The following is a 14,812-nucleotide window of genomic DNA, read 5'->3' as shown; positions in this document are numbered from 1 at the left end:
ATCGAGCCGGGAGCCCCTCGGGGGTCGCCCGAGCGGAGGACCCCACGACGTGGCCGACACCCTGGACCGCTCCGGTCCGTCCCCGACCGGCGACCTGTCGCCGGCGGACCCCGGCGCAGGCCCGGCCTCCGGCGAGGTCGCGCTGCTCGCCGCCGTGCAGGACGCCGTCGCGAGGGACGGGTGGTCCGGCGACGCCGTGGTGGCCACCGCGCGCGGGATGTCGCTGTTCGGCGAGCACGCGGCGGGATGGCTGGTGATCGGGCTGGCCGGCGCCGCGCTGGACCGCCCGCGCCGCCGGGAGTGGCTCGGGTCGGCCGCCGCGGTCGCGTTCGCGCACGGCGCGTCGATCGGCGTGAAGCGCGTCGTCCGGCGCCGTCGTCCGGAACACCCGTCGGTGCGCGTCCTGGTCGGCACCCCCAGCCGGCTGAGCTTCCCGTCCTCGCACGCCACGTCCACGACGGCCGCTGCCGTCCTCTACGGGGGCCTGCTCGGCCGCCGGCGCACGCCGCTCGCGGTCGTCGGGCTCATGGCACTGTCCCGGCTCGTCCTCGGCGTCCACTACCCGAGCGACGTCGCGACCGGGACCGCGCTGGGCGCCGCCGTCGGCGCCGTCGCCCGACGCGTGCTGCGACGCCGGGCCACGAACCGTCCCCTCTCCGTCCGGAAGGCGACCGCATGACCAGCACCGACTCGACCTCGCGCGTCGGGGACACCTCGAAGCCCGAGACCACGGAGGCGGCCCCGACCGCGGAGTCGCCCGAGACGGAGGGTGTGGAGACGGCGGGTCTCGCCGACCAGGCGGGCACCGACCAGGCGGAGACGGTCGACGACGCGGCCGCCGCCGACGCGTCGCCGCCGAGGAGGACGCCGGCCCGGACCGCGCGCGGCGTGCTGAAGACGATGCGCCCGAAGCAGTGGGTGAAGAACGTCCTGGTGTTCGCCGCTCCGTTCGTCGGTGGCGGGATCTTCAGCGGCGGCGTGTGGCTGGACTGCCTGATCGCGTTCGCCGCGTTCTCGCTCGCCGCGTCCGGTGTGTACCTGGTCAACGACGCGCTCGACGTCGAGGCGGACCGCGCGCACCCGACGAAGTGCCGCCGCCCGATCGCGGCCGGGATCGTCCCGGTGACGCTCGCCTACGTGGTGGCCGCGGTGCTGTTCGCCGGCGCGATCGCGCTCGGGCTGCTCGCCGACTGGCGCCTGCTCGTCGTCCTCGCCGTGTACGTGGCCGTGCAGCTGGCGTACTGCCTGTGGCTCAAGCACCAGCCGGTGATCGACATCTGCATCGTCGCGTCCGGCTTCCTGCTGCGCGCGATCGCCGGTGGTGTCGCGACCGGTATCGCGCTGTCCCAGTGGTTCCTGCTGGTGGCCGGTTTCGGCTCGCTGTTCATGGTGGCCGGCAAGCGCTACGCCGAGATGATGCTGGCCGAGCGGACCGGCGCGAAGATCCGCAAGTCGCTGGAGAGCTACTCGGCCAGCTACCTGCGCTACATCTGGTCGCTGTCCGCCACGGTCATGATCATGACCTACAGCCTGTGGGCGTTCGAGATCCGCGAGACGCACCACAACTCGGTGTGGTCGGTCATCTCGATCGTGCCGTTCGTGATCGCCGTCCTGCGCTACTCGGTGGACGTGGACCGTGGCTCCGGGGGCGAGCCCGAGGAGATCGCGCTCGGCGACCGCGTGCTGCAGGTTCTGGCCGTCGCATGGGTGGCCATGCTGACGCTCGCCGTGTACGCCTAGGAGTTGTGGGTCTCCTCGATCGTCATCGCGCCGTCCTCCCGTCCTGGCTCGCGCTCTACTACGACGAGCCGCTCGAGTTCGTGTCGGCGTCCGGGCGCCGGGTCACGGCGTCCGACGGACGCACCTACCTGGACCTGTTCGCCGGGATCCTGACGAACGGCGTCGGCTACGACATCCCGGAGATCTCCGACGCGATCCGCGCCCAGCTGGACACCGGCGTGCTGCACAGCTCCACGCTGTACCTGATCCGCAAGCAGGTCGAGCTGGCCGAGCGGATCGCGTCGCTGTCCGGCATCCCGGACGCGAAGGTGTTCTTCACGTGCTCGGGCACCGAGGCGAACGAGGCCGCGCTGCTGCTGGCCACCGAGTACCGGCGCAGCTCGCAGGTGCTGGCGCTGCGCAACAGCTACCACGGCCGCGCGTTCGCCACGATGGGCATCACCGGCAACCGCAGCTGGTCGGCCAGCGCGCTGTCCCCGGTTCAGGTGCACTACGTGCACGGCGGCTACCGCTACCGCGGACCGTTCCGGAACCTGTCCGACGCCGACTACGTCCAGGCCTGCGTCGAGGACCTCGTCGACGTGCTGGACACCGGCACGTCCGGTGACGTCGCGTGCCTGATCGCCGAGCCGATCCAGGGCGTCGGCGGCTTCAACGTGCCGCCGGACGGGCTGTTCGCCGCGTTCCAGAAGGAGCTCAGCTCGCGCGGGATCCTGCTGATCTCCGACGAGGTGCAGACCGGCTGGGGCCGCACCGGCGAGCACTTCTGGGGCATCCAGGCGCACGGCGTCACGCCGGACGCGATGACGTTCGCCAAGGGTCTCGGCAACGGGCTGACGATCGGCGGTGTCGTCGCGCGCGCCGAGCTGATGGACTGCCTGCAGGCGAACTCGATCTCGACGTTCGGTGGCAACCCGGTCTCGACGTCCGGTGCGCTGGCGACCCTGCAGTACCTGTCCGACCACGATCTGCAGGCGAACTGCGCGGCGCGCGGTGCGGAGCTGCTGGACGGTCTCCGGGCGCTGGACCTGCCGGTCGTCGGCGACGTGCGCGGCAAGGGCCTGATGATCGGCGTCGAGCTGGTCGGGCCGGGCGGGGAGCCGGACGCGGCGGCCGCGGCGCGGGCGTTGGAGCTGGCCCGCGAGAACGGCGTTCTGGTCGGCAAGGGCGGCCTCTACGGCAACGTGCTGCGGCTCGCGCCGCCGATGACGCTCACCGCCGACGAGGCCGCGGAGGGCCTCGTCGCACTCCGCGCGGCCCTGCAGGCGGTGCAGGACGAGGTCGTCCCCGGCTGACCCGCGCCGGCGGCCCCGACCTCACGGCTGGATCAGGTCGATGCGCCCTGGCATCCCGAAGTACCAGCCCTGGGCGACGTCACAGCCGAGCTCGCCCAGTTGGGCGGCCTGACCGGCGGTCTCGACCGACTCCGCCGTGACGGTCAGGTGCAGCGAGTGAGCGAGGGTGACGACGGCGCCGAGCAGTGCGGCGTTGTCGGCGGGGGCGTCGGTGACGAACGGCCCGGCCAGCTTGAGGCCGTGCACCGGCAGCCGGTGCAGGTAGGCGAGGTTCGAGTATCCGGTCCCGAAGTCGTCGATGACGATGGTGACACCCATGGCCGCGAGCCGGCGGAGCATCGCGGACGCGCCGCCGTCGGGGACCATGACGTCGCGTTCGGTGAGCTCGAGCTGGAGGCGCTCGGCCGGCCAGCGTGTCTGCTCGAGGATTCCGGAGATCGTGTCGACGATGCCGGGCTCGGCGAGCTGGCGGGCGGCGATGTTGACGCTGAGCAGGAACGGGCTGCCGGGATGGGCGTCGGCCCAGACGCGGGCCTGGACGCACGACTGCCGGAGGACCTCGGCGCCGAGGGCGACGATGGAGCCGGTCCGTTCGGCGAGGGCGATGAAGTGGTCGGGGCCGAGACGCCGGCCGTCGGGCCGGTTCCACCGCACGAGAGCCTCGGCGCCGACGAGAGCGTGGTCGTGGAGCCGGACCAGGGGTTGGAAGTCGACGACCAACTCGCCCCTGTCGACCGCGGCCGGCAGCTGTGCGGCGACGTCCGAGCGTTGCAGGTCGGACCGGTAGCGGACCGGGTCGTGCAGGACGTACCGGTCGCGGCCCTCGTTCTTGGCCCAGTACAGCGTCGAGTCGGCCGCCTTGAGCAGCGCGACCGGATCGAAGTCACCTCCGACGCGGTCGACCACGCCGATGCTGACCGAGACCCGGATCTCGTGTCCGAGGATGACGACCGGACGACGGACGGCCTCGACGGCGGCCTGCGCGACGTCGCGTACCCGGGCCGGGTCGGCCCGCACCAGCACGGCGAACTCGTCGCCGGACAGGCGCGCGACGAGGTCACGCTCCGGGTCGAGCAGCGCGCTCAGGCGGCCGGCGACCACGCGGAGGAGCTCGTCGCCCGCGTGGTGGCCGAACGTGTCGTTGACCGCCTTGAACCCGTCGATGTCGAGGTAGCACACGCCGATCCGCGGGCCGCCGGGCGTGCCGAGCGACTGCCCGAGCTCGCGGAGGAACCGGCTCCGGTTGGGCAGCCCGGTGAGGGCGTCGTGCTCGGCCTGGTACCGCAGCCGGGTCTGGAGCTGGTGCTCCTCGCTGATGTCGGCGACCATGGCCACGAGGAACCGGGGTTCGTCCTGCTGGTCGCGGACGAGCGACAGCACGAGGTCGGTCCAGATCTGCTGCCCGTCCTTGCCGGCGTAGGACTTCCGCATGCGCAGATGGTCGAGCTCCCCGTTCGCCATCGCCTTGACCTGGTCCCAGGTGCCGGGCTCGTCGTCGTCGTGGATGAAGGCGAACACCGACTGGCCGACGAAGTCCTCGGCCTGGAACCCGAAGATGTCGCACAGCGCGCCGTTGACCTCGACGATCCGGCCCTCGACGTCGGCGATGCCGATCCCGGTGAGCGTGTTCGCGAAGACCGCGCCGAAACGGGCCTCGCTGGCCCAGCGGGCCTCCTCGGCCGCGGCGCGTGCGGCGAACGTGGACCGGCTGATCCGCTCCTGTTCGGCGCGGGTCCGGTCCTGCAGGGCCTGGGCGTAGCCGGCCGCGATCCCGGCGAGCAGCGCGCCCATCCGCTGGACCTGCGCCGGGCTCGACGTCGCCGGGGTGAGATGCGTGGTGAGCACGCGCAGGCTGCGGTCGAGCGACGTCGGGTCGGTGTAGTGCGCGGCGACGAGGTCCCCACCGATCCGCAGCGCCCCGGCGCGGTCGAACGCGGTGTCGGTCATCAGCCGGTGCACCCGGTGGACCAGCCGGCTCAGGTACTCGCCCCGATGCATGCCGGTCATCGAGACGAAGCTGGTGGCGTGCAGGGCGGCGGTCCAGTCGTCGACCAGCGGCCCGTCGGCCGGCATCCGGGCCGTGGCGACCGGCTCGCCTGCGGCGGGTGACGCGGAGTCGTGGGTCATCGGCGACGGGCCACCCCGGCGTATCCCGGATACCGGTCGACGTCGTCGGTGCTGGCCGCATCGGTGTCCGGGCGCCAGAGCGGGATCCGCACGACGCCCGGCTCGACGAGCTCCAACGTCCCGAACAGCGCCTCGATCTCGGCGCGGGTCCGCATCCGCATCGGGTTGGGTGAGCGGTCCCGGTTGTAGACGGCCTGCGCGTCGACGGCGGCCCGGCCACCGTCCGTGCTCGCATGGCTGAGCGCGACGAGGCTGCCGGGCACCGTCGGTCCGGCGAACCCGGCCACGACACCGGCCGGGTCCCACTCGTCGCCGACGAAGTGCAGGACCGACACGAACAGGATGCAGACCGGACGGGAGAAGTCGATGCGGGACCGCAGGACCGGGTCGTCGAGCACCTCGCCGGGGGCGGTCAGGTCGCCGGACAGCGCGACGGCGTCCGGTTCGTCCTGGAGGATCTCGCGGCTGTGCGCGACCGCGACCGGGTCGTGGTCGACGTAGACCACCGTGGCGCGCGGCAGGATCGAGCCCGCCACCTCGTGCACGTTCCCCACCGTCGGGATCCCGGAGCCCAGGTCGATGAACTGGTCGACACCCGAGTGGCACGCGAACCGGACGGCGCGGCGCAGGAAGGCACGATTGTCCTGGGCCACGCGGCTCATCTCCGGCAGGACACGGAGGACCTCGGCGGCGAACTCGCGGTCGGAATCGAAGTTGTGCGAACCACCCAGGTAGTAGTCGTACACACGGGCGACGCTCGGCCGTTCCATGTCGATCTGCTCGGGTGCCCAGCTCGGTCGATCCGTCATCACGCCCACCCCGACTACGTCCGCCCGGCCTCCGTCAGGAGGAATCGTTTACGGCGAATGCGATCATCTCACGCGGCGTGGCGAGTCAGCCACCGTGTGTGCGAATCGTCGACACCCGGTCTCCGTCGTGAGCCGGGCCGGGACCGGTGTGCCAGGCCCAGGTGGCGGCCAGGCCGTCGGCGAGCGGCGTCGGCGCGGGGAGACCGAGCACGGACGTGGCGCGGGACGGGTCCAGGCAGCTGCGGCGCAGCTCGCCCGGCCGGGCCGGCTCGTGGTGCGGTGCGAACGCGTCCGCGTCCAGCCCGGCGACCCGGCCGACCGTCGCGGCCAGCTCGGTGATCGTGACCTCGGTGCCGGTGCCGATGTTCAGCACCTCGCCGGGCGCCACCTCCCGGGAGCGCAGCCCGTCGGCGGCCCGCCGGGCGGCGCGGGCGACGTCGCCGACGTAGAGGAAGTCCCGGGTCTGCCCGCCGTCACCGAAGACCGTCGGGCGGGCACCGGACCGGGCCGCGTCACAGAACAGGGACACGACACCCGCGCCGCCGGACGGGTGCTGGCGCGGCCCGTACACGTTGGCGAACCGCAGCACGACGGCCGGGAGCCCGTGCGCGCGGACGTAGAACGCCGTGTAGCGCTCCGCGGCGAGCTTGGACAGGCCATACGGCGACTCCGGGGCCGGGGGCTGCGCCTCGCCCGTCGGCAGCGGCGCGTCCTCGCCGTAGATCGCCCCACCCGTCGAACAGACGACGACGGCGCCGACGGACGCCTCCCGCGCGGCCTCGAGCACGGACAGCGTCCCCAGCACGTTCACCGACGCGTCGTGCGCCGGGTCGGCCATCGAGGTGCGGACGTCGATCTGCGCCGCGAGGTGGTGCACGGCGTCCGGCGCGAAGTCCCGGACCAGCGTCCGCGTCCGCGCGGCGTCCCGGATGTCACACTCCGCGAGCTCGACCCCGGCGGGCAGGTTCTCCCGACGGCCGGCGGACAGGTCGTCGACGACCAGGATCTCGTCACCACGGTCGAGCAGCGCGTCCACCAGCGTCGAACCGATGAACCCGGCACCGCCGGTCACGAGTGTCCGCATGCGTTCTCCCATATGCGGACAGGTTATCGGCCGGGGTGATCAGCCGGCCGCACTGCCGCCGTCCTCGCCGCAGGCAGTGATCCGGTACAGCGTGCTTCCGCCACCGGAGACGACCGGCTCGAAGCCCGGTGCGCGGTCGAGGCCGGTCAGCCCGGGGTACGTCCCGGACCGCTCGTCCCACGGCCAGAACGTCACCGGCGCGTCGATCGCGTACGTGACGCCCGCGGCGCGGACGGCCGGGCACACGGTCGGATCGGTGGCCGCGTCGCGCAGCCGTTGGCGGACCACCTCCTGGTCAGGTGTCCAGCTGCCGGACAGGTGCGGGAACGTCACCTGACGACCGGTGAGCGGGTAGAGCAGGGCGTTGCCGGTCCACGGGTTCTCCGCGACCACGTCGTCCACGGGTACCTCGCGGCCGACCTCGTCGAGGAACTCCCGCTGCCCCGGCGAGAGCATCGTCGACTCGTCCCGCTGGTACGTGCCGGCCACCGCGATCGCGTGCACCCCGACCCGGAAGCCGTCCGAGGCCAGCACGAGCGCGACGGCCGCGACGGCGACGGCGGGCAGCGCGAGCAACCGGCGGCGTTCTGGCGGAAGGTCCACGCCGGGCAGCGCGTTCGCGGCCCGCAGGAGCAGCCGGACCGTCTCGACCACGCCGAGCGACGCCAGCGCCACGCCGGTGACCGGCACCATCGCGGCCAGACGGTACGAGTCGTTGTACCAGGCACCGGTCAGCGCCGCGGTCAGCGCGTCCTCGCGCGAGGCGGCCAGCACGTACAGGAACGCCGACGTCGCGTGCGCCGGCACGAGCCACGCGGTGCGCGGGCTGCGCAGCGCGAACACCGCACCGATCACGACGAGCACCGATACGGCCCACAGGTCGGGCCGCTGGTTCATGCCGTTCAGCAGCACGCCGCGCACGGCCTCGAGCCGGCCCATCGTCGCCGGCCAGTCGAAGGAGCGGACGGCCGCGAGGAACGGCGACCACGCCAGCAGCCACACCACGCCCAGCACCACGGCGAGCGCACCGACGGGCGCCGCGACCGCCGTCACCCATCGTCGGGTGCGGGCCCGACGGACGGCGGTCAGCACGGCGGCCACGACCAGCGGTGAGAGTCCCAGGACCAGCAGCCCGACGAGCGCGTTGGGCTGGGCGAGCCCGAGCCCCGCAACGGCGATCGCGCCGAGCAGGAGCGCCGACCCGCGGCCGAGCGCGCTGTCGCGTGCGAGCCCGAGAACCCCGACGACGGCGGCCAGCCCGGCGGGCAGCAGGGCCACGCCGAGCAGGTTCGGCCACAGCACGCCCCAGGTCATCACCATCCACGGCATCGCCGTGAACGCCGTGGCCAGGACGGGCGCGACCAGGAACGCGCCGGCCCGGCGTCCGGCGGTCTGGCGGACCAGCAGCACACACGACAACGGCCAGACGACGGCCGCCACCACGAGCGCGACGACGTTGGACGCGACCGGGATCGAGGCCCCCGACGTGAGCCCGACCAGCGCGACCACGTCGTGCCACGCCGCCGGGTAGGCGACCGGGTGCCCGGGACTGGTCAGCTCGCCGAGGGTGAGTGACGACGCGTCGCCGGTCGCCATGATCCGCGCGACAGCGCTGTAGTGGTGGACGGCGTCGTAGGTCGCCGAGATCGCGTCGATCCGGCCGAAGCCGAGGACGGCGGTCAGCCAGCAGATCGCGACCGTGACGACCATCCCGGCGGCGAGCGCCGCTCCGGCGAGATCACCGTCGGGGCCGCCGCGGAGGCGGAACGACCACCGGGGCCGATCGGTCGACGGGGAGGTGCGACGCACCCGTCGCAGACCGGTCCGGACGGCGAGCGCGACGACCGCGCACAGCACGGCCGCTGCCACGGCCGGCCACGCACCCCATCCGACGCCGATGCGCCCGGCGACGACGGCGGTCGTCGCGATCAGGGCGATCGAGACCAACGGTGCGGAGCCCCAGCACGCGATCCCGCGCCACCCGCACGCGCGGGCGACCAGCGCGCCCGGCAGGACGCACCACGCGGCCGCGACCAGCGCAGCCGGAACGGCGGCGGCCCACGTCACGGGCGACGCCGTCCTGCAGAACGGCCGTGTGCACGGCTCAGGAGGTCGCGCTGCATCCGACCTCCTCCGGCTCCGGTGCCGTACCCACGGAAGCGACACGGTAGCGCCGCAGCGCCGGACCGCCGCGGTTGCCATCGCTCCGCAGGCGCCGGCGACGGTGACCGGTTCGTCTGTTCGGACGAGCGGAGGTTGGTCCTAACGCTCGTCCGGTCGCCGCCCGCCGAGCGGATCGTCCGTCTCCGTGCGCAGGTCAGCGCGCGTCGGCCGATACGTCGTCGGTGTCGGTCGCACGGTCCACCCGGCCGGTCGCACCGTTGTCGGCACCGTTGTCGGCGGGCCGGGAAGGTGTCGGGTGCGTCCCGTTCGTCTCGACGCCGGAGACCGCGCGGAGCCGCTCGGCCAGCTCGTCCTCGCGGCGGGCGAGCTCGGCGTCCCGGATGGCCAGCTGGCGGGCCAGGTTCGTCAGGTGCTGACTGATCTCCCGGTCGCGCAGGTAGGTGTTCAGCATCCCGAACACGAACGCGACGACCAGCAGGTAGACGACGAGGTCGGTGCCGCGGCCGATGCCGAGCTGGCGGGCCACCCACGTGACGTCGTTCGGCCGGAGCACGGCGTAGATGTTGAGCAGCACGAAGCCGGCGAACGCGAGGCGCTTGCTGGCCCGCACGCCGACGTTCTGCCCGCTGCGGACGAAGTAGAACAACGCGCCCAGCGCCGCCAGCACCAGGACGATCTGCAGCATCACGGTGGCGCCCTCCCGGACCATCATTTCTGGCCCCGCACGGACAGGTCGAAGAGGATGTTGACCCCGTTGAACAGGGACTGGCCCTTGGCCCGCGAGTAGTCGGTGTAGCGGATCGTCACCGGCACCTCGCGCACGCGCAGGCTCCCGCGCGCCAGCGACGCCACGATCTCCGACGCGTGCGCCATCCCGTTCATGCTGATCCGCAGGTCCTCCGCGGTGCGACGGGTGAGCACGCGCAGACCGTTGTGCGCGTCGGTCAGCTTCAGCTTCCGGCTCGACGGGGACAGCGCCGCGACCGTGCGCAGCACGAGCTTCTTCAGGGCCGGGATGTCCTCGTCGGACTCCAGGAAACGGGAGCCGAGCACGACGTCGACGTCGCCGCCCCTGGCGATCTCGACCATGCGCTCCGCGTCGGCGACGGAGTGCTGGCCGTCCGCGTCGAACGTCACGAGGTACGCGGCGCCGCGGCGGAGCGCGTAGTCGATCCCGGTCTGCAACGACGCGCCCTGGCCGAGGTTGATCGGGTGGCGCACGAGGTGGGCCGAGGTGCCCGCGATCCGCTCCGCCGAGTCGTCCCGGCTGCCGTCGTCGACGCAGACGACGTTCGGGAAGCGCACGACGATCTCGTCGATCACGTCGGCGACGACGGTCCCCTCGTTGTAGACGGGGACCACCACCCACGTGTCCGCGTTCGGCACCCTCATCCCTTTCGGTCAACGCCTCGGCACCCCTCAGGCTATCGGGGCGGTCCGGGCCCCCGTCGGGAGGACCCTGGCGCGTCCGTAGTCTGTTCAGGTGATGGCGCGCGACCTGCTCGAGACCATGCTGTCGGACCTGGACGGCGCGGCCGATCTGTACCGGCCGACGAACTTCTGGCAGACGGGTCTGGAGAAGGTCGTCGAGGACCTGCGCGAGCGCGGGTTCGACGAGTTCCGCCGCCACCCGAGCGCGACGTTCTTCTACGCGCCGCGCTACGCACCGGTCTCCCGTCCGCTGGCGACCGCGTCGTCGCTGCTGGCGCGGGCGGGCGCGAACGGGAAGCTGCTCGCCGACCGGATCGACCAGGTACCGGTCGCCCGCGGCCACCACGCCACCGTGCGTGCGCTGGACCCGGTCGATGCGCACCCACGGATCGCCGACGCCGACGAGTCCCGCGCCGGGGCCCCGACCGAGCAGCTGGAGTTCGACGGCCGCCGGTACAGCCGGTCGTCGCTGAACTACCTGCGCGGTCTGGTCGCGCTCAAGCGCGCCGTGCCGGACCTGCAGATCGACACCGTGCTGGAGATCGGCGGCGGCTTCGGCACGCTCGGCGAGATCCTGGTGCAGCAGAACCCCGGCATCACCTACGTCGACGTGGACATCCCGCCGGTCGCGGCCGTCGCCACGCACTACCTGCAGCACGTGCTCGGTGCCGACCAGGTGCTCGACTACGGCCGGACCCGCGACCTCGACAAGATCGAGATCGACGCGATCGAGCAGCGTGCGGCCGTCCTGTGCTCGTGGCAGATGCCGAAGCTGATCGGTCAGGTCGACCTGTTCGTCAACTTCATCTCGTTCCAGGAGATGGAGCCCGAGGTCGTCGAGAACTACGCGAACCTGGTCTCCGGCCTCGGCGCCCGCTACCTGCTGCTGCGCAACTCGCCGACCGGCAAGCCGAACGTGCGCGAGCCCATGCTGCGCAGCCACTACCTCGAGTTCTTCTCCGACTACGAGCTCGTGCTCTCCGACGCCGGGCTCTACGGCCAGGACTCCGAGGGCACCGTCTCCGAGGTCATGGTCTTCGTTCGCAAGTAATCTGGGCGCATGCGCGCAGCGGAATCGATCACGATCGGCGGCCACCGGGTCGGGCCGGGCGAGCGCCCGTTCGTGATCGCCGAGATGTCCGGCAACCACAACGGGTCGCTGGACCGGGCGCTGGAGATCGTGGACGCGATCGCCGGGTCCGGCGCGCAGGCGGTGAAGCTGCAGACCTACCGCGCGGACACGATCACGATCGACGCCGACGGCCCGGCGTTCCGGATCCGCGACGACCACGGGCTGTGGGGCGGCCGGAACCTCTACCAGCTCTACGAGCAGGCGCACACGCCGTGGGAGTGGCACGAGCCGCTGTTCGCCCGGGCTCGCGAGCACGGGCTGGTGCCGTTCTCCAGCCCGTTCGACCCGACCGCCGTCGAGCTGCTGGAGTCGCTGGACGCGCCCGCCTACAAGGTCGCGTCGGCCGAGCTGGTGGATCTTCCGCTGATCCGGCGGATGGCCGCGACCGGGCGTCCGCTGGTGATCTCGACCGGGATGGCGACGCTCGCCGAGATCGACGACGCCGTCACCGCGGCGCGCTCCGCGGGCTGCTCCGAGCTGGTCCTGCTCGCGTGCACGGCGTCCTACCCGGCCGACCCGTCGGACGCGAACCTGCAGACGATCCCGGCTCTGCGTGAGGCGTTCGGGGTGCCGGTGGGGCTGTCGGACCACACCTACGGGATCGGGGTCCCGGTCGCGGCCGTCGCGCTCGGTGCCTGCGCGATCGAGAAGCACGTGACGCTGCGGCGCGACGACGGCGGAGTCGACTCGGACTTCTCCCTCGAGCCCGCCGAGCTGGCCGCGCTGTGCCGGGAGACCGACGTCGCCCGCAGGGCGGTCGGGCCGGCCCGGTTCGGTCCACGCGAGTCCGAACGGGACACGCTCGCGCTGCGCCGCTCGCTGTGGGTGGTGGCGGACGTGACGGCCGGGGAGAAGGTGACGAGCGAGAACGTCCGCTCGATCCGCCCGGCCGGTGGCCTGCACACGGACACGATCTCGACGGTCCTGGGCAGGCAGTTCACCCGCGACGTCGCCCGCGGCACGCCGTTGGGCTGGGACCTGATCTGACCGCTCTCGCCGAACGGTCGTACCGGCCGAGGGCGCTCGACGTCGTGTCGCGCGCCCGGTTCGCCGTCGTCCTGGTCGGCGCGGTGCTCGGTGCGGCCGTGTTCGGGCTGATGCACCGGGTTCCTGTCGACGACGCGTTCATCGCCATGGACTACGCCCGCCAGCTCGGAGTGCACGGCAACTGGGGAATGGTCGACGGGCTGCCGTCGAACACCGCGACCAGCCCCCTGTCCGTGTTGCTACTCGGCGGCATCACGGCCGTCGTCCGCGACGCCCTCGTCGCCGTCGGGGTGCTGCTGGTCGTCTCGTTCGCGGTCGCCGGGTGGTGGCTGTACGGGATCGCCGAGCGGCTCGGGCTCGGGCCCGTGCTGTTCCCGGTGCTCGCGCTGACCGTGCTCGCGGTGAACCCGCTGCTCATGTCTTCCATGGGGCTGGAGAGCCAGCTCGCGGTGACGTTGTTGACCGGCGCCGGGTGGGCGGTCGTGACGCGACGGCCGATGGTCGCCGGAGTGGTCGCCGGGCTGCTCGTGCTGACCCGCCCGGACCTCGGACCGGCCGCGCTGCTCGGGCTGGTGTGCCTACCGGCCGGCCGGCGGCGGGCGCTCGGCGCGGCCGTGGCCACGACGGTCCCGTGGTTCGCGTTCTCCTGGTCGTTCCTCGGGTCCGCCGTCCCGGACACGGTCGTGATCAAGGGTGCGGAGTCGTGGAACGGGACGTCGTTCTGGAACTCGGTCCCGCACTACGCGTCGGTCCTGCCCGGACCGACGCTGCTGTCGGTGGTGCCTGCCGTCGCCGGAGCGGTGGCCCTGCTGTGGTGGTGGCGGGAGCGCCTGGCGTGGGTCTGGGCCGGGATGGCCGCCGCGCACTACGTGACGATGTCGCTGCTGCATCCTGGGCCCTTCTTCTGGCACAGCACGTTCTGGCTGTGCGGGCTCGGGTTGCTGGGGTGCGCGGCCGTCGCGCGTGTCGCGACCCGCAGGTCGACGACCTCGGCGCTCGTCGTCGCGCTCGCCGCCGGCTACGTCGTGGTCACCGGCGTGACCGACGCCAACGACGGCATCCCCCGCGACGGGTTCGCCCCGGTCTCGTTCAACTGGGCCACGCCCGCGCAGTACCGGGCACTGGCGGAGCGCCTGCCGCGCGGATCCGTCGTGATCTCACCCGGCGAGATCGGGACGCTGGCCTGGTACTGCGACTGCCGCGTCGTCGACCAGTTCGCCGACCGCGGCCGCTTCACGCCGCTGCTGGACAAGCGCCTCGCCGGGTCCGGCCCGGTGGAGCGCCGCCTGCTGGAGTGGAACTACGCGCGCTTCGACCGGCCCGCGCCGATCCCGGCCGGCTACCGGATCGACACGAAGCTCGTCCCGCCGCCGGGCGGGGAGCTGACGTCGCTGTTCACGCGCCTTCAGCGGCAGGTGACGGTCTCGCCCGTGTTCAACCGATGAGTTGAGTACGCCGCTCCGGTCGTAGGAGGTACCAACCTCGACGAAGGAGCGTGAGATGAGCACGGTCGTGATGAACAACGTGGTGTCGGTGGACGGCTACATCGCGGATTCCGACGACGACATCGGCCCGCTGTTCGCGTGGTACGGCAACGGCGACGTCGAGGCGGGCCGGTTCGGCGCGCGGGTGTCCGCCGCGTCGGCCGCGTACGTCGGGCCGGTCTGGGACGGCATCGGCTCGATGGTGATCGGCCGCCACCTGTTCGACCTGACGAACGGCTGGGAGGGACGGCCGCCGGCCGGTGAGCACGTCGTGGTGGTGTCGCACCGGCCGAAGCCGGAGGGATGGCACCCGGAGGCGTCGTACCACTTCGTCGACGACGTGGTCGCCGCCGTCGCGCTGGCGAAGGAGCTGGCCGGCGAGCGGACCGTCGCGGTGGCCGCCGGCGAGGTCGGCGGGCAGGCGCTCGCGTCCGGGCTGGTGGACGAGGTGGCGATGGACGTCGTGCCGGTCGTGTTCGGGTCGGGCAAGCGCTACTTCGGGTCCATCGACTCCGAGTACCTGCTCGAGGACCCGGACGTGGTGATCCGCGGCGACCGGGTGCTGCACCTGCGCTACCGCGTGCGGCGCTGAGGCGCGA

General features: G+C 72.7%; 13 protein-coding genes. 7 read left to right on the top strand and 6 right to left on the bottom strand.

The genetic code is table 11. The annotated features are described in order from the left end of the window. The first annotated feature begins 49 nt into the window (after window positions 1-49). The 3 genes from EV378_RS16285 to EV378_RS16275 are packed head-to-tail and all read left to right on the top strand — an operon-like array spanning window position 50 to window position 3,035. Complete coding sequence (locus EV378_RS16285; protein WP_207908686.1) at window positions 50-679, top strand: phosphatase PAP2 family protein; 630 nt, start codon at window positions 50-52, stop codon at window positions 677-679. Next, entirely contained in the window at window positions 676-1,740 is a 1,065-nt protein-coding gene (locus EV378_RS16280) for a decaprenyl-phosphate phosphoribosyltransferase (RefSeq protein ID WP_132426105.1), read from the top strand. The genes EV378_RS16285 and EV378_RS16280 overlap by 4 nt, the downstream gene beginning before the upstream one ends. Next, complete coding sequence (locus tag EV378_RS16275; RefSeq protein WP_132426102.1) at window positions 1,704-3,035, top strand: aspartate aminotransferase family protein; 1,332 nt, start codon at window positions 1,704-1,706, stop codon at window positions 3,033-3,035. Before EV378_RS16280 ends, EV378_RS16275 begins: the two co-directional genes overlap by 37 nt. 21 nt (window positions 3,036-3,056) lie before the next feature. Here EV378_RS16275 and EV378_RS16270 read toward each other — a convergent pair whose 3' ends face one another. From EV378_RS16270 to EV378_RS16245, 6 genes are all read right to left on the bottom strand, one after another. Further along, the gene (locus EV378_RS16270; protein WP_132426099.1) at window positions 3,057-5,162 is read right to left on the bottom strand and encodes a putative bifunctional diguanylate cyclase/phosphodiesterase; all 2,106 of its coding nucleotides are present in this window, start codon (window positions 5,160-5,162) and stop codon (window positions 3,057-3,059) included. Next, window positions 5,159-5,971, bottom strand: a complete 813-nt coding sequence (locus EV378_RS16265) for an SAM-dependent methyltransferase (RefSeq protein ID WP_132426096.1) — start codon at window positions 5,969-5,971, stop codon at window positions 5,159-5,161. Before EV378_RS16265 ends, EV378_RS16270 begins: the two co-directional genes overlap by 4 nt. Window positions 5,972-6,056: 85 nt before the next feature. Next, the gene (locus tag EV378_RS16260) at window positions 6,057-7,055 is read right to left on the bottom strand and encodes an NAD-dependent epimerase/dehydratase family protein (protein ID WP_132426093.1); all 999 of its coding nucleotides are present in this window, start codon (window positions 7,053-7,055) and stop codon (window positions 6,057-6,059) included. Between the two features lie 39 nt (window positions 7,056-7,094). Then, complete coding sequence (locus EV378_RS16255) at window positions 7,095-9,122, bottom strand: DUF6541 family protein (RefSeq protein ID WP_132426090.1); 2,028 nt, start codon at window positions 9,120-9,122, stop codon at window positions 7,095-7,097. A 250-nt stretch (window positions 9,123-9,372) separates the two neighbouring features. Continuing rightward, window positions 9,373-9,891, bottom strand: coding sequence for a DUF2304 domain-containing protein (locus EV378_RS16250; protein WP_243653493.1), 519 nt, complete (start codon window positions 9,889-9,891; stop codon window positions 9,373-9,375). Further along, window positions 9,888-10,571 (bottom strand): glycosyltransferase family 2 protein, encoded by a 684-nt coding sequence (locus EV378_RS16245; protein ID WP_243653492.1) that lies wholly within the window; start codon window positions 10,569-10,571, stop codon window positions 9,888-9,890. Before EV378_RS16245 ends, EV378_RS16250 begins: the two co-directional genes overlap by 4 nt. A 94-nt stretch (window positions 10,572-10,665) precedes the next feature. On the opposite strand from EV378_RS16245, the gene EV378_RS16240 reads away from it, so the two are divergent. Genes EV378_RS16240 through EV378_RS16225 form a run of 4 tightly spaced genes read left to right on the top strand, consistent with a single transcriptional unit; the run spans window position 10,666 to window position 14,805 of the window. After that, window positions 10,666-11,661, top strand: a complete 996-nt coding sequence (locus EV378_RS16240) for a putative sugar O-methyltransferase (RefSeq protein ID WP_243653627.1) — start codon at window positions 10,666-10,668, stop codon at window positions 11,659-11,661. 9 nt (window positions 11,662-11,670) lie between these two features. Continuing rightward, window positions 11,671-12,729, top strand: coding sequence for a pseudaminic acid synthase (gene pseI, locus EV378_RS16235; protein WP_132426081.1), 1,059 nt, complete (start codon window positions 11,671-11,673; stop codon window positions 12,727-12,729). 44 nt (window positions 12,730-12,773) lie between these two features. Next, entirely contained in the window at window positions 12,774-14,174 is a 1,401-nt protein-coding gene (locus tag EV378_RS16230; protein ID WP_132426078.1) for a hypothetical protein, read from the top strand. A 55-nt stretch (window positions 14,175-14,229) separates the two neighbouring features. Then, window positions 14,230-14,805 (top strand): dihydrofolate reductase family protein, encoded by a 576-nt coding sequence (locus EV378_RS16225; RefSeq protein WP_132426075.1) that lies wholly within the window; start codon window positions 14,230-14,232, stop codon window positions 14,803-14,805. The last annotated feature ends 7 nt before the right edge of the window (window positions 14,806-14,812 follow it).

This window comes from Pseudonocardia endophytica (assembly GCF_004339565.1).
Lineage (GTDB): Bacteria > Actinomycetota > Actinomycetes > Mycobacteriales > Pseudonocardiaceae > Pseudonocardia > Pseudonocardia endophytica.
The sequence above is the reverse complement of the archived record's forward strand: the minus strand, read 5'-3'. Positions and strand labels throughout refer to the sequence as shown.

Bases quoted from the DNA above. Each gene is read 5' to 3' on its own strand.
- EV378_RS16225 (WP_132426075.1), top strand. From the start codon at position 14,230: ATGAGCACGGTCGTGATGAACAACGTGGTGTCGGTGGACGGCTACATC.
- EV378_RS16245 (WP_243653492.1), bottom strand. From the start codon at position 10,571: ATGAGGGTGCCGAACGCGGACACGTGGGTGGTGGTCCCCGTCTACAAC.
- EV378_RS16280 (WP_132426105.1), top strand. From the start codon at position 676: ATGACCAGCACCGACTCGACCTCGCGCGTCGGGGACACCTCGAAGCCC.
- pseI (WP_132426081.1), top strand. From the start codon at position 11,671: ATGCGCGCAGCGGAATCGATCACGATCGGCGGCCACCGGGTCGGGCCG.
- EV378_RS16260 (WP_132426093.1), bottom strand. From the start codon at position 7,055: ATGCGGACACTCGTGACCGGCGGTGCCGGGTTCATCGGTTCGACGCTG.
- EV378_RS16275 (WP_132426102.1), top strand. From the start codon at position 1,704: ATGGGTGGCCATGCTGACGCTCGCCGTGTACGCCTAGGAGTTGTGGGT.
- EV378_RS16250 (WP_243653493.1), bottom strand. From the start codon at position 9,891: ATGATGGTCCGGGAGGGCGCCACCGTGATGCTGCAGATCGTCCTGGTG.
- EV378_RS16265 (WP_132426096.1), bottom strand. From the start codon at position 5,971: ATGACGGATCGACCGAGCTGGGCACCCGAGCAGATCGACATGGAACGG.
- EV378_RS16270 (WP_132426099.1), bottom strand. From the start codon at position 5,162: ATGACCCACGACTCCGCGTCACCCGCCGCAGGCGAGCCGGTCGCCACG.
- EV378_RS16240 (WP_243653627.1), top strand. From the start codon at position 10,666: ATGGCGCGCGACCTGCTCGAGACCATGCTGTCGGACCTGGACGGCGCG.